The 25,757-nt window shown below is 62.2% G+C and carries 26 protein-coding genes; 8 read left to right on the forward strand and 18 right to left on the reverse strand.

Annotated features, from left to right (window positions below):
- Positions 1 to 24 precede the first annotated feature (24 nt).
- Positions 25 to 465, reverse strand: coding sequence for a DUF1842 domain-containing protein (locus ABNP46_RS04195; RefSeq protein WP_349921178.1), 441 nt, complete (start codon positions 463 to 465; stop codon positions 25 to 27).
- 312 nt (positions 466 to 777) lie between these two features.
- Between ABNP46_RS04195 and ABNP46_RS04200 the strand changes: the two genes are divergently transcribed.
- Positions 778 to 1,767, forward strand: a complete 990-nt coding sequence (locus ABNP46_RS04200; RefSeq protein WP_349921179.1) for a luciferase-like monooxygenase — start codon at positions 778 to 780, stop codon at positions 1,765 to 1,767.
- A gap of 128 nt (positions 1,768 to 1,895) precedes the next feature.
- Positions 1,896 to 2,381: a 2TM domain-containing protein gene (locus ABNP46_RS04205; RefSeq protein ID WP_349921180.1), complete on the forward strand. Its 486-nt coding sequence runs from the start codon at positions 1,896 to 1,898 to the stop codon at positions 2,379 to 2,381.
- 64 nt (positions 2,382 to 2,445) lie between these two features.
- Here ABNP46_RS04205 and ABNP46_RS04210 read toward each other — a convergent pair whose 3' ends face one another.
- The 6 genes from ABNP46_RS04210 to lptD are packed head-to-tail and all read right to left on the reverse strand — an operon-like array spanning position 2,446 to position 9,247.
- Positions 2,446 to 3,267, reverse strand: a complete 822-nt coding sequence (locus ABNP46_RS04210; protein WP_349921181.1) for a symmetrical bis(5'-nucleosyl)-tetraphosphatase — start codon at positions 3,265 to 3,267, stop codon at positions 2,446 to 2,448.
- 6 nt (positions 3,268 to 3,273) lie between these two features.
- Positions 3,274 to 3,636 carry a Co2+/Mg2+ efflux protein ApaG gene (apaG, locus tag ABNP46_RS04215; RefSeq protein WP_349921182.1) on the reverse strand — a complete coding sequence of 121 codons (363 nt, stop codon included), beginning with the start codon at positions 3,634 to 3,636 and terminating at the stop codon, positions 3,274 to 3,276.
- Between the two features lie 4 nt (positions 3,637 to 3,640).
- A complete protein-coding gene (gene rsmA / locus ABNP46_RS04220; protein ID WP_349921183.1) occupies positions 3,641 to 4,453 on the reverse strand; it encodes a 16S rRNA (adenine(1518)-N(6)/adenine(1519)-N(6))-dimethyltransferase RsmA in 813 nt (270 codons plus the stop codon).
- 1 nt (position 4,454) lies between these two features.
- Positions 4,455 to 5,438 carry a 4-hydroxythreonine-4-phosphate dehydrogenase PdxA gene (pdxA, locus tag ABNP46_RS04225; protein ID WP_349922372.1) on the reverse strand — a complete coding sequence of 328 codons (984 nt, stop codon included), beginning with the start codon at positions 5,436 to 5,438 and terminating at the stop codon, positions 4,455 to 4,457.
- A 50-nt stretch (positions 5,439 to 5,488) separates the two neighbouring features.
- On the reverse strand, positions 5,489 to 6,781 hold the full coding sequence (surA, locus tag ABNP46_RS04230) for a peptidylprolyl isomerase SurA (protein WP_349921184.1): 1,293 nt from the start codon (positions 6,779 to 6,781) through the stop codon (positions 5,489 to 5,491).
- 30 nt (positions 6,782 to 6,811) lie between these two features.
- Positions 6,812 to 9,247, reverse strand: a complete 2,436-nt coding sequence (lptD, locus tag ABNP46_RS04235) for an LPS assembly protein LptD (RefSeq protein WP_349921185.1) — start codon at positions 9,245 to 9,247, stop codon at positions 6,812 to 6,814.
- 174 nt (positions 9,248 to 9,421) lie between these two features.
- Between lptD and ABNP46_RS04240 the strand changes: the two genes are divergently transcribed.
- Genes ABNP46_RS04240 through djlA form a run of 3 tightly spaced genes read left to right on the forward strand, consistent with a single transcriptional unit; the run spans position 9,422 to position 11,940 of the window.
- Complete coding sequence (locus tag ABNP46_RS04240) at positions 9,422 to 10,429, forward strand: aminoglycoside phosphotransferase family protein (RefSeq protein WP_349921186.1); 1,008 nt, start codon at positions 9,422 to 9,424, stop codon at positions 10,427 to 10,429.
- Positions 10,426 to 11,112: an N-acetylmuramate alpha-1-phosphate uridylyltransferase MurU gene (gene murU, locus ABNP46_RS04245; protein ID WP_349921187.1), complete on the forward strand. Its 687-nt coding sequence runs from the start codon at positions 10,426 to 10,428 to the stop codon at positions 11,110 to 11,112. Before ABNP46_RS04240 ends, murU begins: the two co-directional genes overlap by 4 nt.
- Positions 11,113 to 11,115: 3 nt before the next feature.
- The gene (djlA, locus tag ABNP46_RS04250; RefSeq protein ID WP_349921188.1) at positions 11,116 to 11,940 is read left to right on the forward strand and encodes a co-chaperone DjlA; all 825 of its coding nucleotides are present in this window, start codon (positions 11,116 to 11,118) and stop codon (positions 11,938 to 11,940) included.
- A gap of 98 nt (positions 11,941 to 12,038) precedes the next feature.
- Here djlA and ABNP46_RS04255 read toward each other — a convergent pair whose 3' ends face one another.
- From ABNP46_RS04255 to ABNP46_RS04280, 6 genes are all read right to left on the reverse strand, one after another.
- Positions 12,039 to 13,382, reverse strand: coding sequence for an NCS2 family permease (locus ABNP46_RS04255; protein ID WP_349921189.1), 1,344 nt, complete (start codon positions 13,380 to 13,382; stop codon positions 12,039 to 12,041).
- 250 nt (positions 13,383 to 13,632) lie between these two features.
- A complete protein-coding gene (locus ABNP46_RS04260) occupies positions 13,633 to 13,968 on the reverse strand; it encodes a hypothetical protein (RefSeq protein ID WP_349921190.1) in 336 nt (111 codons plus the stop codon).
- Between the two features lie 186 nt (positions 13,969 to 14,154).
- Positions 14,155 to 15,822: an energy-dependent translational throttle protein EttA gene (gene ettA / locus ABNP46_RS04265; RefSeq protein ID WP_349921191.1), complete on the reverse strand. Its 1,668-nt coding sequence runs from the start codon at positions 15,820 to 15,822 to the stop codon at positions 14,155 to 14,157.
- Between the two features lie 306 nt (positions 15,823 to 16,128).
- Positions 16,129 to 16,977, reverse strand: a complete 849-nt coding sequence (locus ABNP46_RS04270) for a lytic transglycosylase domain-containing protein (RefSeq protein WP_434476175.1) — start codon at positions 16,975 to 16,977, stop codon at positions 16,129 to 16,131.
- Between the two features lie 437 nt (positions 16,978 to 17,414).
- Complete coding sequence (locus ABNP46_RS04275) at positions 17,415 to 18,413, reverse strand: NAD-dependent epimerase (protein ID WP_349921192.1); 999 nt, start codon at positions 18,411 to 18,413, stop codon at positions 17,415 to 17,417.
- Positions 18,401 to 19,789, reverse strand: coding sequence for a UDP-glucose dehydrogenase family protein (locus ABNP46_RS04280; RefSeq protein ID WP_349921193.1), 1,389 nt, complete (start codon positions 19,787 to 19,789; stop codon positions 18,401 to 18,403). Before ABNP46_RS04280 ends, ABNP46_RS04275 begins: the two co-directional genes overlap by 13 nt.
- A gap of 296 nt (positions 19,790 to 20,085) precedes the next feature.
- Here ABNP46_RS04280 and ABNP46_RS04285 point away from each other — a divergent pair, with 296 nt between their 5' ends.
- Positions 20,086 to 20,694: a YitT family protein gene (locus ABNP46_RS04285; RefSeq protein WP_349921195.1), complete on the forward strand. Its 609-nt coding sequence runs from the start codon at positions 20,086 to 20,088 to the stop codon at positions 20,692 to 20,694.
- Between the two features lie 65 nt (positions 20,695 to 20,759).
- Here the strand turns inward: ABNP46_RS04285 and ABNP46_RS04290 are convergent, their stop codons facing one another.
- From ABNP46_RS04290 to ABNP46_RS04300, 3 genes are read right to left on the reverse strand one after another with little or no spacing between them, the layout of a single operon-like run.
- A complete protein-coding gene (locus tag ABNP46_RS04290) occupies positions 20,760 to 21,554 on the reverse strand; it encodes a heme ABC transporter ATP-binding protein (protein ID WP_349921196.1) in 795 nt (264 codons plus the stop codon).
- A 15-nt stretch (positions 21,555 to 21,569) separates the two neighbouring features.
- Complete coding sequence (locus ABNP46_RS04295; protein ID WP_349921197.1) at positions 21,570 to 22,601, reverse strand: FecCD family ABC transporter permease; 1,032 nt, start codon at positions 22,599 to 22,601, stop codon at positions 21,570 to 21,572.
- Positions 22,598 to 23,446, reverse strand: coding sequence for a heme/hemin ABC transporter substrate-binding protein (locus ABNP46_RS04300; protein ID WP_349921198.1), 849 nt, complete (start codon positions 23,444 to 23,446; stop codon positions 22,598 to 22,600). The genes ABNP46_RS04295 and ABNP46_RS04300 overlap by 4 nt, the downstream gene beginning before the upstream one ends.
- A gap of 164 nt (positions 23,447 to 23,610) precedes the next feature.
- On the opposite strand from ABNP46_RS04300, the gene hutX reads away from it, so the two are divergent.
- Together hutX and hutZ are read left to right on the forward strand one after the other, a co-directional pair.
- Positions 23,611 to 24,123 (forward strand): heme utilization cystosolic carrier protein HutX, encoded by a 513-nt coding sequence (gene hutX, locus ABNP46_RS04305; RefSeq protein WP_349921199.1) that lies wholly within the window; start codon positions 23,611 to 23,613, stop codon positions 24,121 to 24,123.
- The gene (gene hutZ, locus ABNP46_RS04310) at positions 24,120 to 24,677 is read left to right on the forward strand and encodes a heme utilization protein HutZ (protein ID WP_349921200.1); all 558 of its coding nucleotides are present in this window, start codon (positions 24,120 to 24,122) and stop codon (positions 24,675 to 24,677) included. The genes hutX and hutZ overlap by 4 nt, the downstream gene beginning before the upstream one ends.
- Before the next feature lie 82 nt (positions 24,678 to 24,759).
- Here the strand turns inward: hutZ and ABNP46_RS04315 are convergent, their stop codons facing one another.
- Complete coding sequence (locus tag ABNP46_RS04315) at positions 24,760 to 25,167, reverse strand: hypothetical protein (RefSeq protein ID WP_349921201.1); 408 nt, start codon at positions 25,165 to 25,167, stop codon at positions 24,760 to 24,762.
- A gap of 40 nt (positions 25,168 to 25,207) precedes the next feature.
- Positions 25,208 to 25,756, reverse strand: a complete 549-nt coding sequence (locus ABNP46_RS04320; protein ID WP_349921202.1) for a cysteine hydrolase family protein — start codon at positions 25,754 to 25,756, stop codon at positions 25,208 to 25,210.
- Between the last annotated feature and the right edge of the window lies 1 nt (position 25,757).

Below are 25,757 nucleotides of genomic sequence, written 5' to 3' on the forward strand. Positions count from 1 at the left end.
AGCGGCCCGCTGGGGCCGCCGGGATCAGGCCAGTACGGCGGCGGGCACCAGGGTGACGGGGGCGTCTTTCACCTCGTGCCACTTCTGCTGGTTATCCAGATATTTGTAGTTGGCGGTGCCGGACTTCCAGTCCTCGCTCAGCACCATGCGCAGCTCGAAGTTGGGCAGGATCACGGGGCCAATGCCCGCATGTTGCGGCCACTTGATGATGGGGTAGCCCTGGGCCGTCACCAGGATGTGGCACTGTTTGGGCATGACACACATGTAGGTGTATTGGCCCTTGACCTCCGAGGCCTGATCCAGTGGCGGGTTGGTGGCCTGGGTCAGGTGGGCGACGCCGTTCAGGGTCTCGCCCGGGGTATAGACGCTGAGGTTGAGACGCAGCAGAGGGGCGCCCGGTATGGATTTCCCGATGTCGAAGGTGGCGAGGAAGAGGCCGGTCTTGGTATCAGTTGTCGCATTCATGCCTGTGTTCTCCGGTTGGTCGTGTTGAGAGTCCTGCCCACAACAGATGACGAGCCCACTGAGGGTAGTGCCGTGCGAAGCTGGCCGTTAGTGTATAAAGTGCCACTTGACGACGGCCAGAGACTGACATAAAGCAATGTGAATTGTTTTAAAGTTAAATAATAACAATTAGTTACATTCATCCCGCAATGCTGTCAGGGCTGCGTATCAGGTAACTCCGATCCCAGCTCCAGGGTGGTCAGGCATGGGGCATTGAGATATCTCATGCTACATTGCCCACAGCCTGTTGAACCCGACGCAATGGAGTGTCCCATGTCCGCCATCCCTTATTCCGTCCTCGATCTCGTTCCCGTCCCCGAAGGCACGGTCCCTGCCGACGCGTTTCGCCACTCCCTCGATCTGGCCCGCCATGCGGAGCAGTGGGGCTATCATCGCTATTGGCTGGCGGAGCACCACAACATGCCGGGCATTGCCAGTGCCGCCACCTCGGTGTTGATCGGCCATCTGGCCACTGGCACCCGTACACTGCGGCTGGGGGCGGGTGGCATCATGCTGCCGAACCACTCCCCCCTGGTGATTGCCGAGCAATTTGGCACGCTGGCTTCCCTCTATCCGGATCGTATCGATTTGGGGCTCGGGCGCGCGCCCGGTACCGATCAGCGCACCATGCAGGCCCTGCGTCGCCAGAAGAGCGGCGAGGTGGATGATTTCCCCGCCGATGTGCGCGAGCTGATGCATTACTTCGGTGACGAGGTGGGGGCCGTGCAGGCCGTCCCCGGTCAGGGGCTGCATGTCCCCATCTGGCTGCTGGGATCCAGCCTCTACAGCGCCCAGCTGGCGGCGGCCATGGGGCTGCCGTTCGGCTTCGCCTCCCACTTCGCGCCCGGGTTGCTGTTGCAGGCCCTGGAGCTCTATCGTACCCAGTACCGCCCCTCTGCCCGTTGGCCCAAGCCCCACGCCGTGGTCTGCATCAATGTGATCGCGGCGGATACCGAGCGGGAGGCCCGCTTCCTGTTCACCACCTTGCAGCAGCAGTTCCTGCGGCTCTATCGCGGCGATGCGGGCAAGCTGCCCCTGCCAGTACAGGATCTGGGGGAGGAGTGGTCACCGCGAGAGTTGATGGCGATGGAGCAGACTCTGGCCCGCTCCCTGGTGGGTGACAGAGACAAGGTGCGCCACGGTTTGCAGGCGCTGTTGGCAGAGACCCGGGCAGACGAGTTGATGTTCAACGGTCCCATCGTCTCCCACGAGGCCAGATTGCACTCGTTCGAGATTGCGGCCGAGCTGATGCAGAGCCTCTGAGTCGTGGACGTGATTAACTGTAAGATATTGATTTAACACGACAGTCAGGTTGATGTCAGGGCTTTGTCGTGTCGCTGCCTTGCCCCTGTCCCTATGCTGGCCCTGTCCAATATCACGAGGAGCCGATGATGATAGTCAGGAAATTGAGATTGCAGCGGGGCTGGTCACAGGAGCAGTTGGCCACCCTGTCTGGTCTGAGTGTGCGCACCATCCAGCGGATCGAGCAGGGGCAGCAACCCGGACTGGAATCCCTCAAGGCCCTGGCCTCCGTCTTTGAGCTCGACGTGACTCAACTACAGGAGTGCGAGATGAAAGGGCATGAGTTAGACGGTCAAGGTTCGGTGCATGTGGCGCGAGATGAGCGTGAGGCGATGAAGTTTGTCGAGGGGCTCAAGGGTTTCTATGGTCACCTCATCAGCTACGTGCTGGTGATAGGGGGACTGTTCATTATCAACTACCTGAGCAACCCGGATTACATCTGGGCCTGGTGGCCCATGCTGGGCTGGGGACTGGGGCTGATGTCCCATGCCATCAACCTGTTCCAGCCGTTCAAGCTGTTCGGCCCCGAGTGGGAGCGGCGCCAGATCGAGAAGCGGCTGGGTCGTAAACTCTAGCCTCTGCCGTTGCTATAAAAAACGGGCCCGGCAGCGATGCCGGGCCCGTCTTATTGGGAGCGCTTCACTTGGCGTAAGCGGGGCAGGGGGTCGCTATCAGGGCGTCATCTTCATAACGCCACATCGTGAGGCTGTTGCCCCAGACGCAGCCGGTGTCCAGCCCCTTGATGTCATCCTTGCCGGTGGCACCCATCAGGGCCGCCCAGTGGCCGAACACCAGTATGGGATCGTCCACATGGTGCTCCCGCTGCTCGAACCAGGGGCGCAGGCCTGGGGTGGATTCCGTCGGGCCCTTCTTGCACTTGAAGTCGAGTCGTCCGTCGAAGTAGCAGAAACGCATGCGGGTGAAGCTGTTGATGATGTAGCGGTAGCGCTCTATCCCCAGCAGGTTGTCATCCCAGCTATCCGGCTGATCCCCGTACATGTTGTGCAGCAGCCACTGATATTGATCCCCGCGCAGCAGACTCTCGACCTCACGGGCGCAGTTGCGGGCGGTACGGGCATCCCAGGCGGGGGAAAGGCCGGCGTGGATCATCATGATGGGAAGATCGGGATGTTCCGCCAGCAGGGGGCGCTGGCGCAGCCACTCCAGCAGTTCGTCCCGATCCGGTGCCTCCATCAGGGATTGCAGCTTGTCTTTCTTCTTGAGCGGCGCCACCCCGTTGGCCACCGCCAACAGGTGCAGGTCGTGGTTGCCGAGCACGGTGACGGCCCGGTTCCCCAGTGACTTGACGAAGCGCAGTGTGTTGAGCGAGTCCGGGCCGCGGGCGACCAGATCACCGCACAGCCAGAGGGTGTCGTTATCGGAGTCGAATTCGGCAAGATCCAGCAGACGGCGCAGATCGTCGTAGCAGCCTTGAATGTCGCCGACAAAACAGTTCGCCATGAAACCTCAGTTAATGATGTGGGGAACGGCCAGGGTGAAGGGAGGGATGGGAGCCTCGAACTGTTGTCCTGACTCGTCTTGCAGCAGGTAGCTGCCCTCCATTACGCCAAACGGAGTGGCGAGGGGGACGCCACTCTGGTAACTGAAGGTCTCACCGGGGGCGATGAAGGGTTGCTCACCGACCACCCCGGGGCCTTCCACTTCCTGCATCTTGCCATTGGCATCGGTGATGAGCCAGCGCCGGTGCAGCAGCTGCACGGTGCCCGGTCCCAGATTCTCTATCTCGATGAGATAGAGAAAGTGGTAAGGATCCTGGGTGCCCGCCACATAGCTGGGGTGCGGGTGAACCGCTATCCGGGGCTTTGCCATGGGATCAGGCCTGCTGCTGATCGGCCAGCCAGTTGGCGATCATGACGAACTGCTCGAGGGAGAGGTTCTCCGGGCGCAGGTTGCCATCGATCCCAAGCTCGGTCAGCTGGGCGTCGGTGATGAAGTTGGAGAAGCTGTTGCGAATGGTCTTGCGGCGCTGGCCGAAGCCCTCGGTGCAGACGCGATTCAGGCAGCGGATGTCCTTGGCCACATGGACGGGATTCTTGTGGGGGATGAGGCGCACCACGGCGGAGTCCACCTTGGGGGCGGGCTTGAAGGCACCCGGGCCCACTTCCAGCACGGGGACGACCTGGCAGTAGTACTGGGTCATCACGCTCAGGCGACCATAGGCCTTGCTGCCCGGGCCGGCGGCCAGACGCAGCACCACTTCCTTTTGCAGCATGAAGTGCATGTCTTCCACCCGATCGGCGAATTCGCAGAGGTGGAAGATGAGCGGAGTGGAGATGTTGTAGGGCAGGTTGCCGAAGATGCGAAGCGGCCCACGGCCTTCCCCCATCAGGGTGCCGAAGTCAAAGCGCATGGCATCGGCTTCGATGACGGTCAGCTTGTCTTTCAGCGTGGGATGCTCGCGCAGGCGGGCGGCCAAGTCGCGGTCCAGCTCGACTACCGTCATCTTGTCCATCTGGGCGGCGACCGGCTCGGTCAGCGCGGCCAGACCCGGCCCGATCTCCACCAGGTTCTGACCCGGTTGCGGGTTGATGGCGGCCACGATCTGGTCGATCACGTAGCTGTCATGCAAGAAGTTCTGACCGAATCGCTTACGGGCCGTGTGGCCCATGTGCACCTTACTGCTCATATTATTTTTTCTCTACCATCTGAATGGCGTGGTTAATCGCGGTGATCAGGCTGCCGGGATCGGCCAGGCTCTTGCCTGCCAGATCCAGCGCGGTGCCGTGATCCACCGAAGTGCGGATGAATGGGAGTCCCAGCGTGATATTGACCGAGTTGCCAAAGCCCTTGTATTTGAGCACGGGCAGTCCCTGGTCGTGGTACATGGCGAGTACCGCATCCGCATCCTTGAGGTATTTGTCCTGGAACAGGGTGTCGGCGGGCAAGGGGCCGACCAGATCGATCCCTTCCTGGCGCAAGGCGTCCAGGGCGGGCTCGATCACGTCTATTTCTTCCCGGCCCAGATGCCCCCCTTCCCCGGCATGGGGATTGAGGCCACAGACGTAGATCCTGGGCTGGGCGATGCCGAATTTGCATTTGAGGTCCGCATCCAGGATGCGGATCACCTTGCCGAGCCGATCCTCGGTGATGGCCTTGGCCACGTAGGCCAGCGGAATATGGGTGGTGGCGAGAGCCACCCTGAGCCCTTCGGTGGCCAGCAGCATCACCACGTCGGCGGTGTCCGACTGCTGGGCGAAGAATTCGGTATGACCGCTGAAGGAGACCCCGGCCTGGTTGATGATCCCCTTGTGGACTGGCCCGGTCACCACGGCGTCGAATTCGCCGTTCAGATTGCCGTCACAGGCCCGCTGCAGGGTGTTCAACACATAAGCGCCATTGCCCTCGTCGAGCTCGCCCGGTACCACGGGAGCGCCGAGGGGCAGGGGGCAGACGGTGAGCGTCCCCGCCCGCTGGGGACGGGCAGGAGCGCAGGCATCATAGGGTTCGAGCACGACAGGCAGCCCGAGCAGGGTGGCACGGGCGTGCAGCAGGGCGGGATCGGCGATCACCACCAACTGGTGGGGCCAATCCTGCTGGGCTATCTGCAACACCAGATCCGGGCCTATCCCCGCCGGTTCACCCGGTGTGATGGCGAGGCGACGGCAGGGCATCTGCGTCTGGCCTCGCCCTAGATGGCGGCTGTTCATCTGCTCATCACCCATTAATTGGGTTCGATCTGGATGTAGGCTTCGTCGCGCAGCTCGTCCAGCCAGGACTGGGACTCTTCGGTGAAGCGGCGATTGAAGATGAGCTGATAGGCGCGCTGCTCCTGAGCCTTGCTGGTGGCGTCCTGACTGCGGCGATCTTCCAGCTGGACGATGTGCCAGCCGTGGCTGGTACGGAAGGGTTCGCTGATCTGGCCAGGCTGCAGGCGATTGACCATGTCGCGGAATTCCGGCACATAGACGTTGGGATCGGACCAGCCCAGTTCACCGCCCTGCACCGCAGAGCCCGGATCCTCGGAGTATTTCTCCGCCATGCTGGCGAAGCTGGCCTTGCCGCTCTTGATGTCGTGCAAGATACCGTCCAGGGTCCCCTTGGCCTTCTCCTCACTCAGGATGATGGAGGGCTTGATCAGGATGTGGCGAGCCTTCACCTCGGTCTGCATGACTTGCTGCTGACCCTTGGTGTCGAAGATCTTGACGATATGCAGGCCGGCGCCTGAGCGCAGCGGGCCGACGATGTCACCCTTGCTGGCCCCTTGCACCGCTTCGGCCATCAGGGTCGGCATCTCTTGCGGGCTCATCCAGCCCCAGTCTCCCCCTTCCAGGGCCTTGGGACCGTTGCTCTCGGCGATGGCGAGTTTGCGGAAATCCGCCCCCTCTTTCAGGGAGGCCAGAATGCGCTCAATCTTGGCCTTGGCGGCATTGAGCTGCTCGGCATTGGGATTGTCGGGCAGGGCGACCTGGATATGGCCGATGTGGTACTCGGTCTGCTGCTGGCCTTGCTTGCTCAGGGCCTCGACCACCTGCTTGACCTCCTGCTCGGAGATATTGATGCGACGGCGAACCTGATTGCGGCGCACTTCGTTCATCAGGATCTCGCGGCGTACCTCTTCCCGGTACTGGGCATAGGTCAGGCCCTCACGCTCCAGCTGGGCGCGCAATTGCTCGAGGGTCATCTTGTTGTCGGCGGCGATGCTCTGGATGGCCTGCTCCAGCTGGGTGTCGCTGATCTTGAGCCCCTGGCGATCCGCCAGCTGCAACTGCAGGCTCTCCTGGATCAGGCGATCCAGTGCCTGCTTGCGCAGGGTGGCGTCATCGGGCAGGGACTGGCCGCTCTCCTGGGCGGAGGCCTTGACCTTCTGGACCAGGGCTTCCTGCTGGCTGGCCAGCACCACGTCCTTGTTGACCACGGCAAGCACCTTGTCCACCAGCTCGGGGGCGGCGATGGCGCCCTGGCTCATGACTCCAAACAGGCCTGCGGTCAGCAGGGAAATCAACGTCTTCTTCATATCCATCTCTCAAGGCGTTTGCCAGACCGGTTATTGGTCTCGCAGGTTAAACGGACGAATGTAAGGCAGTGCTTCGGTATCCAGGGAGGTTCCCTTCGGACCTGTCCCTACGCTACCCAATCCCTTCATCTCGAATTGAATGCCCAGACTGCGCTCGGAGGTCGGCCTCATATCCACGTTGTCCGGGGTGTTGACCCATTCCAGGTTGAAGTTGATGCTCCAGCAGCAGGAGTCATATTTCAGGCCCACCTTGCGGTCGGACTTCACGTTCTGGTTGAGCTCCTGATAGTAACCACCATAGAGGTGCCACTGATCATTGAGCGGCGTGGTCAGCAACAGACCGATCTGGTTGAGGTCGGTGACCTCTCCCTTGTGTTCAAGGTCGTAGTTGGCATCGCGCACGAAGCGGTGGTTCAGCTGGCTGATCAGCTTCTCGTGGCGGTACTCCAGCGCGCTGTTGGCCGAGCTGATTTGGCTCTGGTCAAAATCATACTGCGCGCCAGCGTGGGCAAACCACTGCTCGTTGATCTTGGCGTCGCCCTCGAACGACAGCGGGGAGCGGTTGTTGGTGCTCGCCACATCGCTGGAGTAGAGCTTGACCCTGGGAGCCACGAAGTCGAAAGCTTGGGCAACGGCCAGCCGGATTCGTTCATCGCCAGCCGGATCATAAATGCGGCTAGTGAGACCGATGGAGAGGCGGTTGGAGTCGCTGATGCGATCCAGACCGGCGAAGCGGCGGTCGCTGAACAGGCTGTAGTAGTCCTGACGCATGGTCGTGGAGTCGTAGACCCCGATGTTGTCCTGATCCTTGTAGGGGACATAGAGATACTGGAACTCGGGCTCCAGGGTCTGGTTGGCCCCCTCTTTCCCGAACCACTGTTGCTCGCGCTCGAAGGTCATGCCCCCCTTGAGGCGGAACGAGGGCAGGACCCGGGTGATGTTCCCCTCCTCCAGGGTGACTCCCCCGCCGTCTTGCGGCGTGAACCTGCTGGTGAAGGTGCTGCTCATGTTGTCCGGCACCGTCTGATCGTAACGGGTGTACATCAGCTTGTACTGGCTGTCGAGGAAGTAACCGGCCTCATCGATGAGGGGGATAGTCAGGGTCGGGGCCGTGTAGAAGCGGGTGCCGGTGTAGGCTTCGCCCTGGTTCTGCTCGATGGCCTGATCGTTGTTGTAACCGAAGTTGGTGAGTTCGGTGTTCCAGGCCAGATCGTACCAGCTGCCCTGGTGGTAGTAATTGTGGTTGATGCGGGGCATCAGCTCGTGGGGTTGCTGGGCGCTGGCCAGCAGGATCTGGTAGGTCCGCACCTCGGCATTGAGGTTCCAGTTCTGCTGGAAATAACCCGCCATCAGAGACTGCTGCAACTGGTTGTCGACCTGGGTCCCCACCTTGGGGGAGAAGTCGTTGAAGTAGTTGTAGTCCCGGTCCCGCACCTTGGTGTAGTCCACCGACACCCGCAGGGAATTATCCATGAACATGGAGGTATGACGGGCATTGAGCAGATAGCGATGACCGTCTGACAGATGCTGGTTCAGGCTGTCGGTCTCGTCATACTGCTTGTCGTTGGCCAGGTTTTCGAAGTAGAGGCTGCCCACGTGGGCCGGGTCCGGCATGTAGCGGAACTCGACCTGCTCCATCAGGCCCCGTCTGTCCATGAAGCGGGAGGTGATGGTGGCGTCGTAGTTGGGGGCAATGTTCCAGTAGAACGGCTGGGTGATGTCCATGCCGTTCTTGGAGCTCTGGGTATAACCCGGGTAGAGCAGGCCCGTCTTGCGCTCATCCTTGATGGGGAAGTTGATATAGGGGAAATAGAAGACCGGATAGTCATAGAGCCAGAGACTGGCGTTCCAGGCTTCCCCGAACACTTCGGCCTGATCGATGTCGATGCTGCCCGCCTTCAGGGTCCAGGCCTCCTGGCCCGGTGGGCAGGTGGTGTACTGAGCCCCTTCCAGCACTATGTTCTGGTTGTCGTTGGTCATGGTCACCTTCTCGGCGAAGCCGCGCACCGGTGAACCGTGAACCTGATACTTGCCCTCTTCCAGTTCGGAATCCTTGGTATCCAGATTGGATTTCAGGGTCTTGTCGCTGGTGACGGTGATCTGGCCATCGTTGTAGTAGATGTTGCCGATGGCGATGACGTCCCGGCTCTTCTGATCGAGCTGGGCATAGTCAGAGTCAAACTTGCGCACCCCCTGACGGACCTTGACGTCCCCTTCATAGACGGCGGTGCCACCCTGTTTGGCTTCCAGGCGGTCCGCATCGACCTCGACCGGTTGGGCATTGGCATCCTGACCGGAGGCTGGCTTCTCTATCTTGGGCACATAGTCATAGCAGAGGCTGTCGAGAATGCCGGTCGCCGGCGGCGCGTTGATTGGCGCAGCCTGTACCGTGATCGGACTCAGTGCTGGAACAAGGCTGATAGTCAGGGCGATGGGACCAGAAGTGCCCAGTGTCCATTTTGTCATGTGAAAGGCTCGCACAATCCGTGGTAAAGACGGTTGAATCAGGGCATGCATTTTATGTCAGGATCCATCAAGTTGACATTGCATGTCATTGCTTTATGTTAGCCGGCAATGATAAAGCATTATTGCGGCCAGGGCTAACAGCCAAGAGCTGCTTTCCAATTTGGTCCCCGACTCATGCACGATCGCGATTCCCTGTTATTGCACTGGGCGCGCCGGATTTCCGGTGATGCCAACCTTCAATTGACCCTGATCTCCGGTGACGCCAGTTTTCGCCGCTATTTCCGTGGTGCCGGTCTGGTGTGGGTGGATGCTAATCCGAAAACCGAAAAAAATCATGAATTTGTTCGCAACGCCGCGGCCTTGAAGGCGAATGGTCTGCTGGCGCCCGAGGTCAAGGGGGTGGACTACGAGCAGGGGTTGCTGGCGGTGACGGATCTCGGCGATACCCAGCTCATCACCTGCCTGAATGCCGATAACGTGCTGGCCTGGTATGACAAGGCCATTGCCCTGCTGCCGCAGCTTGGCGCAGTCGAGCTCTCCCTCGAGCCCTTCGATGCGGCCTTCATGGCCCGTGAGAACGCCATCTTCCCCGAGTGGCTGCTGGGTCATCATCTGCAGCTCGCCTTGAGCGAGGATGAGCAGCTGTTGCTGGATGACACCTTCACCTGCCTGACCGAGAACAACCTGGCTCAGCCCCAGGGGGTGATGCACCGGGACTTCCACAGCCGCAACCTGATGGTGTGTGGCGATGACAGCCCCGCGACCAGCACCCTGGCCGTCATCGATTTCCAGGACATGGTCATCGGGCCGCTCAGCTACGATCTGGTCTCCCTGCTCAAAGACTGCTATGTGCGCTGGCCGGACGATGTCATCGAGCAAGGGATGCGCCATGGCTTCGACACCTTGAGCGAGGCTGGCGTGCTGGCCGGGATCGATTATGCCCGCTTCCGGCGCCAGGCCGATCTCACCGGCATGCAGCGCCACCTGAAGGCGGCGGGCATCTTCACCCGCCTCTATCACAGGGACGGAAAATCCGGTTATCTGAAGGATATTCCACGCACACTGGGTTATGTGGTGGATGTTTGTCATCTGCACGGGGACACATACCCTGTGTTGTCCCGTTTCGGTGACTGGTTGCAGCGAAAAGTGCTGCCGGGCTTTGCTGCTGGAGCCCAGGCATGAAAGCGATGATCCTGGCCGCCGGTCGCGGCGAGCGGATGCGACCGCTGACGGACTCCCTGCCCAAGCCGCTGCTGGCGGTGGGGGGCAAGCCGCTCATCGTGCATCATATCGAGAAGCTCAAGGCTGCCGGGGTGACGAATCTGGTCATCAACCACGCCTGGCTCGGCCACGAGCTGGTGGCGGCACTCGGGGATGGCAGCGCCTTCGGGGTTAGCATCCAGTGGTCGGCGGAAGAAACCGCACTGGAGACCGCCGGTGGCATAGTGCAGGCACTGCCATTGCTGGGGTCTGAGCCTTTTCTGGTGATCAACGGCGATACCTGGCTGGATCTGGATTACGGCACCCTGGTGAACCAGACGCTGGGGGAGGATCTGGCCCACCTCTGGCTGGTGCCCAATCCGTCCCAGCATCCTCACGGGGATTTCGCGCTGCAAGCCGGCCGGGTGCTGGACAGCCCGTCCCTCACTTTCAGCGGCATCGGCCTCTATCGTCCCGAGGCTTTCGGTCACTTGCCCGCCGGGGCTCGCAAGCTGGCCCCCCTGCTGCGGGAGTGGATGGCGGCGGGTCGGGTCGGTGGCAGCCTGCTCCCTGGCGAGTGGCGAGACATTGGCACCGTCGCGCGGCTGCGAGAGCTGGACGAACAGTTGCAAGGATGCAGCACTCAACACATCACGAGGTCTTGAACCATGCGTATTTGGGGTAAGGTGCTTGGCGCCTTCTTCGGTTTTCTGCTCGGCAACATCTTTGGCGCCCTGCTTGGCCTCTGGTTAGGCCATCGTTTCGATCGGGGCATGGGCATGTCGTTCCGCCGTGCCCCCACCCAGCAACAGCAGGCGGTTTTCTTCCACGCCACCTTCGCCGTCATGGGCCACATCGCCAAGGCGAGCGGCCAGGTCACCGAGCAGGAGATCCGGGTTGCCTCCAACCTGATGGACAGGATGCGTCTCTCCGGTGAGCAGCGGGTGCGGGCCCAGGAGTCCTTCCGTCAGGGCAAGGAGAGCGGCTTCCCCCTGCGCGAGACCCTGGCCGAGTTCCGTCAGGCGAGCCAGGGCCAGCGTGACATCCTGCGCTTCTTCCTGGAAGTCCAACTGCAGGCGGCCTTCGCCGATGGCTGCGTGGAAGCCGACGAGCGGGCCATCTTGCAGACCATCGCCGACGAGCTGGGCTTCAGCCGCATCGAGCTGGCGCGGATCCTGGCCATGGCCGAGGCGCAGATGAACTTCTTCAAGCACGGTCAGGGCCAGTATCAGGGTGGGGGCCAGGGGCAGCAGTACCGCCAGGAGGCGCCATCCAAGGATCGGCTCAAGGATGCCTATCAGCTGCTCGGCGTCAGCGAGAGCGACAGCGATCAGGAGATCAAGCGGGCCTACCGCAAGGAGATGAGCAAGCACCATCCGGACAAGCTGGCCGCCAAGGGGTTGCCGCCGGAGATGATGGAGATGGCCAAGGAGAAGACCCAGGAGATCCAGCAGGCCTGGGAGTGGATCCGCGAGGCTCGCGGCATCCGCTGACACGCCAGAAAGAAGCTAGATGCAGTCATAAAAAATGCCCGTCGAGAGACGGGCATTTTTGTTGGCGGGGGGATTCAATCCCCGTCGAAGGGGGCGACTCAGTGCGCGTCGACCCAGACGAATTTGAGGATGAACAGCAGGGCGACGACCAGCACGCAGGGGTTGATCTCGCGCCAGCGGCCGGTGCCCGCCTTCATCACGCAGTAGGAGATGAAGCCCACGGCGATCCCCTCGGTGATGGAGAAGCTGAACGGCATCATGACCGCGGTCATGAAGGCCGGTACTGCCTCGGTCAGGTCTTCCCACTTCACCCGGGTGAGCTCGGAGCACATCAGCACGCCCACGTAGATGAGGGCGCCGGCGGCGGCATAAGCCGGCACCATGGCGGCGACGGGGGAGAAGAAGATGGCCAGCAGGAACAGCACGCCGACGACGATGGCGGTCAGACCGGTGCGACCACCCACGGCCACGCCGGAGCTGCTCTCGATATAGGCCGTCACGGAGGAGGTACCCATGAAGGCGCCGCCCACCGAGCTCACGCTGTCGACGACCAATGCCTGCTTCATGCGCGGGAAGTGCCCCTTGTCATCGGCCAGTTTTGCACGGTTGGTCACCCCGATGAGGGTGCCGGAGGAGTCGAACAGGTTGACCAGCATGAAGGAGAAGATGATGCCGGCGAGGCTGATATCCAGGGATCCCATCAAATCCAGCTGACCGAACACCGGCGTGATGCTGGGCGGCATGGAGACGAAGCCCTTGAAGGTGACGTCACCAAACAGAAAGCCCAGTCCGGTGGTGACCACCATGGAGATGAGGACGGCGGAGTGCACGCCACGGGCGGAGAAGATGCAGATCAGGAAGAAGCCGAGCAGCCCCAGCAGACAGGGCAGGGAAGTGAGATTGCCCACCGTCACCATGGTGGCCGGGTTCGCGACGACGATGCCGGCGTTGTGCAGGCCGAGCAGGGCGATGAGCAGGCCGATACCGGCGGTGATGCCGACGCGCAGGGTGAGGGGGATGTTGGCGATGAGCCAGTAGCGCACCCGCAGCAGGGTGAGGATCAGAAGACCCAGGGCGCCCCAGAAGATGGTACCCATGCCTATCTGCCAGGAGTAACCCATGCCGGCCACCACCACGAAGGCGAAGAAGGCGTTGAGGCCCATGGCGGGAGCCAGGGCGATGGGCAGGTTGGCCAGCAGCCCCATCAGAATGCTGCCGATGCCGGCGATGAGGCAGGTGGTGACGAACACGGCCTGGGTGTCCATGCCCGCAGCGGAGAGGATCTGCGGGTTGACGAAGACGATGTAGACCATGGTCAGGAAGGTGGTGATCCCGGCGATGACCTCGGTGCGGGCCGTGGTGCCATGACCTTTCAGGGCGAACAGACGATCGAGCAATCCTTGCCCGGCCGCCGGGCTGGTGGCTTGATGTGGTTGATTCATGTTGGATTCCAATGGGTGACGTGAAATAAGCAGCAGGGGGGCAGACCCATCCATAGGGAGACTGACCCTGTCATTGGCGATTTCATCGCCAGACTCGTCCTGATACCGTGACAGCGCGCACATTTTTACACAGGCAGGCGCGTTTACAAACCCCGGATCTGCGAGGCGGATCAATGAATAGAGTAAAAATTCAAACGTTTGCTCTTGCGGCAGGAAAAATGAGTGTCGATAGAGACTTTCTTTGGGAAGCTCAGAGGGTCTTGAAGTAACGCTCCACCAGTTGTGCCAGCAGAGCGTCGCTGCGCTCCTGCAGCAGACTCAAGGTCAGGCCCATGCGCTGCAGCAACAGACCGGCCTGCTCCTCGCTCAGCTTGCGCCCCTCGATGAAGAACTCCTGCTCCGGCAGCTGCTTGTCATGACGCGGGAGCAGCACCCAGCTTATCCACTCGGGCTCCAGAGTGGCGAAGATCCGGCTGGCGGCATTGCAGAACCTGTCGATGTGCGCCTTGCCGTCTGGCCCGAGGCAACCGGGTTCGATGCGGATCTGGATGTGAAGTCGCTTCGAGGTGTCTGTGGTGTGGGCCATGGCTAGCTATCGGTTGGGGGAGGCGGAGAGAGTGTAAGTCAAAAGGCAATAGAAAGGGGAGCCTGGGCTCCCCTTGTCACGGTGCAATCCCCTCGATGGGGGGAGGTACGGCATCGCTTGGCCAGCGGTCCGCCAGCCGTTACGGGCGCGCTGCGGCGGCATGGCTGGCCGCACCAGCGCTTCCCTTTACTTGGCGATCCGCTTGTACTTGGCGCGATGGGGCTGAACGGCCTCGGCGCCATAGGTCTTCTTCTTCCACTCTTCGTATTCGGTGAAGTTGCCTTCGAAGAATTCGATCTTGCCCTCGTCCTGGTAGTCCAGGATGTGGGTGGCGATGCGGTCGAGGAACCAGCGATCGTGGGAGATGACCATGGCACAACCCGGGAACTCCAGCAGGGCGTTCTCGAGGGCGCGCAGGGTTTCGATGTCCAGATCGTTGGTCGGTTCATCCAGCAGCAAGACGTTTCCGCCAGTTTGCAGCAGCTTGGCCAGGTGCAGACGGCCACGCTCGCCACCGGACAGTTCGCCGACGCGCTTTTGCTGATCCGAGCCCTTGAAGTTGAAGCGGCCGATGTAGGCCCGGCTCGGGAACTCGTAGTTGCCGATGCGCAGGATGTCCTGACCGTCCGCGACTTCCTCGAACACCGTCTTCTTGTCGTTCATGGTGTCGCGGAACTGATCCACCGAGGCCAGCACCACGGTATCGCCCAGGGTGATGGCGCCGGAATCCGGCTGCTCCTGACCCGACATCATGCGGAACAGGGTGGACTTACCGGCCCCGTTAGGACCGATGATGCCGACAATGGCCCCCTTCGGAATGGAGAAGGAGAGATCGTCGATCAGCAGCCGGTCACCGTAGGACTTGCGCAGGTTCGCCACTTCCACCACCTTGTCGCCGAGGCGGGGTCCGGGCGGAATGAACAGCTCGTTGGTCTCGTTGCGCTTCTGGTAGTCGTTGGTGTTGAGCTCTTCGAAGCGAGCCATACGAGCCTTGGACTTGGCCTGACGGCCCTTGGGGTTCTGGCGAACCCACTCCAGTTCTTTCTCGATGGACTTGCGACGGGCGGCTTCCGAGCTCGCCTCCTGGGCCAGACGGGCATCTTTTTGCTCCAGCCAGGAGGAGTAGTTGCCCTCCCAGGGGATGCCTTCGCCACGGTCCAGCTCCAGGATCCAGCCTGCCACGTTGTCGAGGAAGTAGCGGTCGTGGGTGATGGCGACGACGGTGCCTTCGTAGTCGTGCAGGAAGCGCTCGAGCCAGGCCACGGATTCCGCATCCAGGTGGTTGGTCGGCTCATCGAGCAGCAGCATGTCCGGCTTTTCCAGCAGCAGGCGGCAGAGGGCAACCCGGCGACGCTCACCCCCGGAGAGGTGCTTGATCTGGGCATCCCAGGCCGGCAGGCGCAGGGCATCGGCCGCACGCTCCAGCTGGTTTTCCATGTTGTGGCCGCCCTGGGAGGCGATGATGGCCTCCAGCTCGCCCTGTTCGCGGGCCAGCTTGTCGAAATCGGCATCCGGATCCGCGTAGGCCGCATAGACCTCATCCAGGCGAGCCATGGCGCGTTTTACGTCGCCCACGGCCTCTTCAACCGCATCACGGACCGTCTGCTCGGGATCCAGTTTCGGCTCCTGGGGCAGGTAGCCTATCTTGATGCCGGGTTGCGGGCGGGCTTCCCCTTCGATCTCGGTATCCAGCCCGGCCATGATCCGCAGCAGGGTGGATTTACCGGCGCCGTTCAGACCCAAGACGCCTATCTTGGCGCCCGGGAAGAAGGAGAGGGAGATGTTCTTGAGAATATGACGCTTGGGCGGCACGACCTTGCCGACCCTGTTCATGGTGTAAATAAATTGAGCCATTGGCTAATTCTCTTCCTTTTCAGCAACTTAATGATTTTTCATTAACAAACTGATGGCGTGGTGGGCCAGGTCGGCGCGGGCCAACCCGGTTCCAAAAAACTCGTCGATTGTAAACCAATGGGGAGGGGGCGGCAAAGCGGACAGCGGGAGCGACCTCCCATCTGCGAAACCCTCTTGGCCGGGAGGGATGGCCGCTGGGATGGGCCGACGCCTGCCCGGTCTGGGGGCTTGAGGGTTTCTGTATCCAGGTTGAATGGGGGATGTTCGGCACCCGTATCAGCGGATGCCATCAACCGGTGGTGAGCGTCAGCGTACCGATACCTTGGTTTTCTTGGGCTGATCCTGCCCCGAGTAGTAGAGCACTCGCTGCACGTATTCCTGGGTTTCCTGATAGGGGGGCACACCTCCATAGCGGACCACGGCCTGCTCACCGGCGTTATAGGCGGCGCTGATCCTGATCCAGTCGGGGCCGAACTGCTTCTCCAGCCATTTCAGATAGATCATGGCACCGCGGATGTTCTGCTCCGCATCGAACGGACGCGTCACGCCGAACCTGGCTTGGGTCTCGGGGATGAGTTGCATCACCCCTTGCGCCTGTTTGGGGGAGACGGCGAGGCTGTTGAGGTTGGACTCGGCGATGGCGATGGCCAGCGCCAGCTGGGGATCGACCCGGTGGCGCTTGGCAGCCTGCCGGATCATGCTGGCGAGTTTCTGCTTGCTCATGGACTGACGGGCCAGATAGCCATCCTGATCGAAGGGGACGCCGGGGCGTACCCAGGGGGCGCCGCCCGAGCCGCCGCCGACACCGCAGGTGCCGAGCGGGGCATTGCCCACACGTTCGTTGTAGTAGCGGGCTGCCTGCTGGTTGCCCAGGCGCATGGCCATGGCGAGATAGGTATTGGCCTGACGGGCGCTGCGGATCCCCTGTGGACCACGAGCCAGCAGGCGGCCGATGCGAAAATAGGCTTCTGGATTGCCGAGGCTGGCGGCGGTGCAGTAGTGGGCGATGGCCTGCCTCGGGTTGTTGCGCTCCATGGCCGCCCCCTGGCGCAGGGCATTCATCGCCTTGGGAGCCTGGCGAAAGGTGTCGGCGTGAGTCGATGTGCTGGCCAGCAGGAGCAAGAGTCCCCAGCCCCAAGTGCAGAGTCGCAGCATGATGGATACCTCATTTCGTATCCGCAAGATATAGGTTCTGGATGGGCGGGTTGCCAGCCGAGTGTAGGAACATGTGGTTCTGTGCTGGCTTGAGAAAGATGAAAACGGTCTGGAACCTTTGGCTAGTGGAGCAAAATATTGGGTGGAAGGTCAAAGAGCAGGGCCTGACTGCCGGGTGGGAAGGACGTTGAGACTCGCCACAGCTATCTCTCTCCCGTCGCTGGTGGCCGACAGTGGGGAATATAATCCAACGCATTGTATTTCTATGATTTAACGCTCTTCCCCCCTCATGTTCCTGGCGACCGGTCGGGTTGGATCCCGCGTTGATCCAAAGGGGCAACACGGATGAACGCCTCCGTTGCGACAACCGTGGTGCTACCCGCCAAGGATGCGCGGGACCATTTGCCCCCTTCTTGCACAAACAGGGCAGTGGAGCGTCATACCCCGTGGTACGCCCTGTACCAATGGACGAAACTCTCTACCCCTTCCTTCAATCCGACCCGGGGCCGATAGCCCGTCACCTCGAACAGGGACTCGGTGTCGGCCCAGGTGGCGAGCACATCCCCCGGCTGCATGGGCCGCAGATTGCGGATGGCGGGTTTGCCGAGGGCCGATTCGATGGCGTCCACGAAGTCCAGCAGTCGCACCGGGCTGCCGTTGCCGATGTTCAGCAACCGGTAAGGGGCCGAGCTGGACGCCATCTGCCCGTGCCAGGCCGGGTTCGCCTGGGGAGGGCGATCGGCGACGCGCACTATCCCCTCGATGATGTCGTCGATATGGGTGAAGTCCCGGCTGAGCTGACCCTGGTTGTAGATGTCGATGGGCTCGTCGTTGAGGATGGCGCGCACGAACTTGAACAGGGCCATGTCGGGGCGCCCCCAGGGACCGTAGACGGTGAAAAAGCGCAGCCCCGTGGTAGGCAGGCCGTAGAGGTGGGAGTAGGAGTGGGCCATCAGCTCGTTGGCCTTCTTGCTCGCCGCATAGAGGGAGACCGGATGATCCACCCCGTCCGAGGTCTTGAACGGCATCTGCTCATTGAGGCCGTAGACGGAGCTCGAGGAGGCATAGATGAGGTGGCCGACCCCGTGTTGACGGCACCCCTCCAGCACGGTGAGGGTACCGGTGAGGTTGCTGTCGGCGTAGGCAAAGGGATTGTCCAGCGAATAGCGTACCCCCGCCTGGGCACCGAGGTGGATCACCCGATCGAAGCGCTCCCGGGCAAAGAGGTCGGCGATGGCCAATCTGTCCGCAAGATCGATACGCTCGAAGCGAAATCCGGGGAGGGGAAGGAGGCGCGCGAGGCGTGCCTCTTTCAGGCTCACCGCGTAGTAGTCATTCAGGTTGTCGATGCCGACCACCCGATGACCGTCAGCGCAAAGCCGCTTGACCACATGGAAGCCGATAAAACCGGCGGCGCCGGTGATCAGGTACTGCATTGCGTAGCCTCCAATCGGGGCTCTGGTTCCTGCCTAGCCGCTGGTTGCACATGGTGGCCGCGGCCGATGGCGTAGTAGGTAAAGCCGCGCTGGCGAAGGCGGGCCGGGTCATAGAGGTTGCGTCCGTCGAAGATGACGGCCTGTTTCAGGGTGCGCTGGATCAGCTCGAAATCGGGAGCGCGGAACTGCTGCCATTCGGTACAGATGAACAGGGCGTCGGCTCCCTTGAGGGCCGCCTCCTGGGTGCCACACAGGATCAGATCGTCCCGCAGGCCATAGAGGCGCTGCGCCTCGTTCATGGCCTGGGGATCGAACGCCTGCACCTTGCCGCCACCGGCCCAGATGGCCTCCATCAATACTCGGCTCGGTGCCTCTCGCATGTCGTCGGTATTGGGCTTGAAGGCGAGCCCCCAGAGGGCGAAGGTGTGCCCCGTCAGATCGGCACCAAAGTGCTGGTGCAACAACTCGATGAGTCTGTGTTTCTGACGATCGTTGACCCGCTCCACCGAGCGCAGCAGGGACGTGTCACAGCCCATCTCGGCTGCGGTGTGGATCAGTGCTCTCACATCCTTGGGGAAGCAGGAGCCGCCGTAGCCGCAGCCCGGATAGATGAAGTGGTAGCCGATGCGTGGATCCGCACCTATGCCCTTGCGCACCGCCTCTATGTCGGCCCCGAGCCGCTCCGCCAGTCCCGCCATCTCGTTCATGAAGGAGATTTTTGTCGCCAGCATGGCGTTGGCGGCGTACTTGGTCAGCTCGGCGCTGCGCGCGTCCATTTGGATGATGCGCCTGTGATTGCGGTTGAAGGGGGCGTAGAGCTCCTCCAGCAACGACATGGCGTGGGCGGAATCCGTGCCGATGATGATGCGATCCGGCCGCAGACAGTCGGCAACGGCGGCGCCTTCTTTGAGAAACTCCGGATTGGACACCACCGCCAGGGGGAAGTGAACGCCACGCTCGGTGAGGGCGGCCTCGATGTGCCGGCGCACCCGGTGGGCCGTACCGACCGGCACCGTGCTCTTGTTGACGACCACCTTGCCAGCCTGCATCAGGCGGCCTATGGTACCGGCCACCCTCAGCACCTGTTGCAGATCGGCGCTGCCGTCTTCACCGGGCGGAGTGCCCACCGCGATGAAGATGAGCTCGGCAAAGTCCACGCCTTTTACCACGTCCGTGGTGAAATGCAGGCGACCTGCCTGATGATTGGCCTGAACCATGGGTGAGAGGCCGGGTTCGAAAATGGGGATGATGCCCTCTTTCAGGCGCGCTATCTTGGCGGCATCCACGTCCACGCAGGTGACCTGATGGCCCATCTCGGCCAGCACGGCGGCCTGCACCAGACCCACATACCCAATCCCGAAGAGGGTGACCCTCATCCTTTGTTGCTCCACAGGCAGTTGAAAGGGAGGCATTTTAGAATGATTCGGCGTGACGAGCAGCGGAAACCGTCCGGTTTTTCAGTGAGGGTGCAGCCTGGGAAAGGACCCCGTGAGATATTTTGGTGCAAGGGTTGTAACGCATCCCTGACGCGCACCATTTTGGCGCATTCGATGACGCTATTGTGATCCGGCTCACTCAAATCGGACACTGTTCCCATAACGAAGCCCGGCACACCGGGCTCGCGCCCCCAAGGGGCAACCCACACTCTTTTACTTCGCTATGGACTTTGGTTATGGACAACAAACCCCGCTCGGCGCATCCGGTCTATGAGGATGTGCTTGCCCTGCTGACCGCGGCAGGCTTCATCTCCCTCGGCATCTTTCTGTTTCATCAGGTGGGTCTGCTCACCGGTGGCACCGCCGGCCTCGCGCTCCTGCTGCAGCAGGTGACGGGCCTGAGCTTCGGCCTGCTGTTCTTCACCATGAACCTGCCTTTTTACGCCCTGGCCTGGCTCAGGATGGGCCCACGCTTCACCCTCAACACCTTCGCGTCAGTGGCAACCGTCTCCTTCATGACGGATCACCTCAACGCCGTGCTGCAGATCGGCAAGATCGAGCCCGTCTATGCGGCCCTCATCGGCGGTACCCTGATCGGCATGGGGCTGCTCATCATGTTTCGTCACAAGTCGAGCCTGGGAGGCTTCAACATCCTGGCACTCTTCATTCAGGACAAGTTCGGCATCCGCGCTGGCAAGCTGCAAATGGGACTGGATTGCACCATCGTCATCGCCTCCTTCTTCGTGGTCTCCCCCTGGCTGCTGGCCCTCTCCGTGGTGGCGGCCATCCTCTGTAACCTGGTGTTGACACTCAACCACAAGCCGGGGCGCTACCAGATAGCCTGAATGAATAGCCAAAAACAAGAAGAGCGCCCGATGGCGCTCTTCTTGTTTGCGATGAACAGCGGCGGCTACACCACCATGGGTAGGCCGGTATCGGGGTGGTGCAGTACCTGGGCCGGATAGCCATACAACCGGGCGATAAGCTCCGGCGTGAGTACCTCGGCGGGGGCACCGTCCGCCATCAACCGACCCTGTTCCAGCATCACCAGCCGATCGGCGTAGCGCGCCGCGAGGTTGAGATCGTGCAGCACCACCAGGACGGCGGTATGGCGACCGGCGAGGGCGCGGGCCATGGTCAGCAGCTGATGCTGATACTTGAGATCGAGCGCCGAGGTGGGCTCGTCCAGCAACAGGAGCCGGGGCTCCTGGGGTTCGTCGGGAGCTTGCCAGATCTGGGCCAGCACCCTGGCAAACTGTACCCGCTGGCGCTCCCCGCCCGACAGGCCGGGGTAGAGACGACCCGCCAGGTGTTCGACCCCGGCGTGGGTCATGGCGGCCTTGACTATCTCGTCCCGGCGGCTGCCCGGTTCGGTATGAGGCAGGCGGCCCATGGCCACCACCTCTTCACAGAGAAAGGGGAAGTTGAGGGACGAACTCTGGGGCAGCACACCGACCCTGTGGGCCAGCGCCGTGCTGCCCCAGGCCTGGCGTTCCCGACCAAACAGGGAGATGGCGCCGTCGTACTCCAGCTCCCCGGTCAGGCACTTGAGCAGTGAACTCTTGCCCGCACCGTTCGGGCCGAGCAGGGCGGTCAGGGTACCCGATTGCAGGGTGAGGCTGAGCCTGTCGAGAATGAGGCGGCCACCCCGGCTGAGGCAGATATTCTGACAATCCAGCAGGGGTGAAGGGGCGGCTCCGGGCAAGATGACGATCTCCTGTTACAGCGTCCGGCGACTCTTGACCAAGAGCCAGATGAAGAAGGGCGCGCCGAGCAGGGCCGTGATGATACCCACTGGCAGCTCGGCAGGGGCCAGCAGGGTGCGGGCCAGCATGTCGGCGCCGAGCAGCAAAGCGGCCCCCAGCAGGGCGGAGAGGGGCAGCAGGCGCACGTGGTTGGGGCCAGCCAGCAGTCGCACCAGATGGGGGACCACCAGGCCGACGAAGCCGATCATGCCCGCGACGGCGACGGCGACACCGACGCCGGCGGCGGTGAGCAGGATGAGGCGACGCTTGAGGGATTGCACGTTGACCCCCAGATGACGTGCCTCACCTTCTCCCAGCAACAGGGCGTTGAGGGGATTGGCGTCGCGCACGAACAGCAGCAACAGTATGACCAGCGTCGCCAGGGCCAGGGCCACATCCATGGGTTTGCCGGCGGCGAGAGACCCCATCTGCCACAGGCTGAGGTTGCGCAGCATCTGATCGTCGGCCAGATAGGTGAGCAGGCCGATCACCGCGCCAGAGAGGGCCGTGATGGCGACCCCGGCCAGCAGCATGATGGTGACCGAGGTACCCCCTTCACGGGTGCCCAGCAGATAGACCAGGGTGGTCGTCAGGGCACCGCCGAGGAAGGCGAGCAGGGGCAGCAGACCGAGGCCGAGCAGGGCCTGCAACTGCTGGCCTAGGGGGGCCAGCAGCACGATGGCGAGCGCCGCCCCCAGTGCCGCCCCGCCGGAGACCCCTATGATGCCGGGATCGGCGAGGGGGTTGCGAAACAGCCCCTGCATGACGGCGCCGCAGAGACCGAGTATGCCCCCCACGGCGATGCACAGCAGGGTGCGTGGCAGGCGGATCTCTTGGATTATCAGTAGCTTGTGGTCTTCAATCCCGCTCTCCTTGCCGGCAAACAGGGCCTGCAGGCTCTCGCCGAGAGTCAGGGACATGGGGCCGGTTGCCAGGGATCCGACCAACAACAGTGCCAGGGCACCGCCGGTGAGGGTGAGCAGCCAGGGCAGGGGCAGACGCATCATGAACCCTGCTGGATCCACTGGGCTATCTGGTTGGCCTGTTGCAGGGAGCGCAGGCTGAGACCCCCTTGCAGGGCGTGACCGTCGATGGCATGGATGGCTTTGTTCTTGCCCGCCGGGGTCGCGGTCAGGGCTGGCACCTGGCTCAGTACGCTGTCGACGTTCTGATATTGTTGCCAGTCACGGCCACTCACCAGTACCAGATCCGGCTGCATCTCGATGAGGGCCTCGGTGGAGACGGGCTTGTAGTCGTGCAGCTGGGCCACCGGGTTGACGCCGCCAGCCAGGGTGATCAGGGCGCTGGCAGTGGTATTGCCACCGGCAATGCTGGTGGGCTGACCCTTGTGCAGCAACAGGAAGGCGACCTTGAGGGGCTTGTTCTGCTTGGCCTGGGCCGCCAGTTTGTCACTCTGGCTGGCGATGTCGGCTTTCAGCTTGGTGCCTGCGGCCGGGTTGCCGAGCAGCTGGGACAGGGTGTCGATACGCTCGTTCAGGTTGGCGAGGGTCGGGGCCGTGGCCATGACGTCGACCTTGACGCCGGCGCGGCGCAACTGTTCCAGGGTGGCGTTCGGGCCCATCTCGTCACTGCCCACCACCCGGGTGGGGGAGAGGCTCAGTATCCCCTCGGCGGCCAGGGCACGGTGGTAGCCAACCTTGGGCAGGCTCTTGGGTTCGGGGCTGCTCACGTCGGTGGCGATGATGCTGGACTCGCCGCCCAGGGCCAGGATGAGTTCGGTGGTGGCCGGGCCGACGCTGACGATGCGTTCTTGTGCCATCGCAGGCAGGGTAGACAGGGAAAGAGTGGCGCAGCCGAGCAGGCTGAGTGCGAGGGCAAAACGACGGCCCATGCGAACCTCCGAAGGGTGAATGTGGTGTGGGATTGCCGCCGAGAATAGCAATCCCGCCATGAAATTGCACTGATAATAGTAGCGATTATCAATTGCGTTGCGAGGGCCGCTTTATTACAGTATCCGCCGCTAGACTGAGCGAGATAGCCAGATCAGGAGAACCGATGAGCATCGCACAACGCATTCATGAGCTGCTGGAGCAGGATCCCAGCGCCCATCCTTCCAGCATCGCCAGCCAGCTGGCGGTCAGTGAGTGGGAGGTGGTTCGCCATCTGCCTGCCGAACTGATGACGCTGGTCCCGGGCGAGCAGGCGGAAGCCTTGCTGGCGGACCTGGCCAGCTGGGGCCCGGTGACCACCATCGTCGAGTCGGATGGTTCCATCTTCGAGGTGAAGGCTTCCTTCCCGAAAGGCAAGAGCGCCCGCGGTTACTACAACCTGATGGGCCGTGACGGCGAGATGCACGGTCACCTCAAGCTCGACAATGTGGTGGGCATCGCCCTGGTCAGCAAGCTGTTCATGGGCAAGGAAGGGCACTCCTTCCAGTTCTTCGGCCACAGCGGTCGCTGCATTTTCAAGGTCTATCTGGGTCGCGACGAGCAGCGTCAGCTGCTGCCCGAGCAGGTAGAGCGTTTCATGGCCCTGCGCCGTCAGTATCAAGAGGAAGTGAAAGCATGAGTGAACGTCAGGAACGTCTGCAGAACCGCCTGCAACCGGAGATCCGCGAGTTTCGTGACGGTTGCCGCACCCTGCAGCTCGCGACCGTGGATGCCGAAGGCAATCCCAACGCCAGCTACGCTCCCTTCGTGCTGCAGGAAGATGGCTACTATGTGCTGATCTCCGAGATCGCCCGTCACGCCCGCAACCTGCAACAGGTGCCCAAGGTGTCCCTGATGCTGATCGAGGACGAGACCGGTGCCCGCGAACTGTTCGCCCGCAAGCGCCTGACTTTCGATGCGGTCGCCGAAGTGGTCGCCCGTGATGACGTGCGCTGGGAAAAAGCCGTCGCCGCCCTGGAAGGGCGCTTCGGGGAGATAGTCAAAGGGCTCTCCAACCTCAAGGACTTTGTCCTGTTCCGTCTCAAGCCCGAGCAGGGTCTGTTCGTCAAGGGCTTCGGTCAGGCGTTCCGGGTCTCCGGCGACGAGCTGGTGGACTTCGTGCATTTGGTCGAGGGCCACAAGCGCATCGACAACGGTGCCGAGTTGACCAGCGAGACAGACGCGCCGGTCTGATGGGGTCTCACCGAGATGAACAACGGGCAGCCTGGGCTGCCCGTTTTGTTATGCGCTTTGTGACAACGGCGTTGCCGTCCACTCAGTCCTGCCAGGAGGCCCGGTTGGGGAAGGCGCTGCGATCGGCCTGGGTGGCGGTCTCGTTGCACTCGCCCCGGATCTTCCAGGAGGTCTGGCTCAGCACTATGTAGCCGCTGTGGCAGTATTTGCGCTCGTCCAGTGTCTGGGTCAGCTGCTCATCCTGCAAGGCCTGGCGCCGCTCCAGCAGGCTGCGATTATTGCGGCTGAGACGGCCGTCATCATCGTCTTGCAGGCGGCTCGGCAGAACGTCGAGGGGGGCGGCCTCGAAGGTGAAGCGCTTGCTTCCCTCCTCGTTGATATGGGTGCGAAACAGGGGGGGCGGGCCATCCTGGGTCGAACCCGTCAGACCGGCGCAAGCGGTGAGTGCCGGCAACAGCAGCACGCAGAGGGCGGCAGGCAATAGACGCACGAAAGACTCCATCAGGGAAGGGGGACAGGGGCGCAGCTTATCACGCCGGCACCGCCTGGGGGGGCGCCAGCAGCGCATCCGTGGTGAGCAGGGTCACGCTTCTGCCTTCTGGCAGGCTGAGGTGACGCCACATCCAGTGGTGGTGCTCGATGATCTGCTCCGCACTGAGATGGGGCCTGTCTGCCGTGGTGTGGGCGTCGGTGAGCACAGTCACCTCGAAGCCCTTGCCGGCGGCACTGCGCAGGGTGGTATCGACGCAAAAATCGGTGGCACAGCCGCAGATGAGCAGCCTGTCCACCGCCTGTTCCGCCAGCAGGAAGCCGAGTTCGGTCCCGAGGAAGCTGTCACAGGCACTCTTGCGCACCCGGCTCTCCCCCGCGGCCGGGGTCAGATCGGCATGGAGCTGCCAGCCGGGGCTGTGGAGTTCGAGTTCGGAGCCCGGCTCCTCGTGCTGCACATAGATGACACGCCCCGCCTGGGCCCGCACATGGTCTGCCAACCGGTTGACGTTGGCGATGACCTGAGCGTCCTGATGACGGGGCTGCTCGAACAACCCCTGCTGCATGTCGATGATCAGTAACACATCCATA

Source organism: Aeromonas veronii (assembly GCF_040215105.1).
GTDB lineage: Bacteria > Pseudomonadota > Gammaproteobacteria > Enterobacterales > Aeromonadaceae > Aeromonas > Aeromonas veronii_G.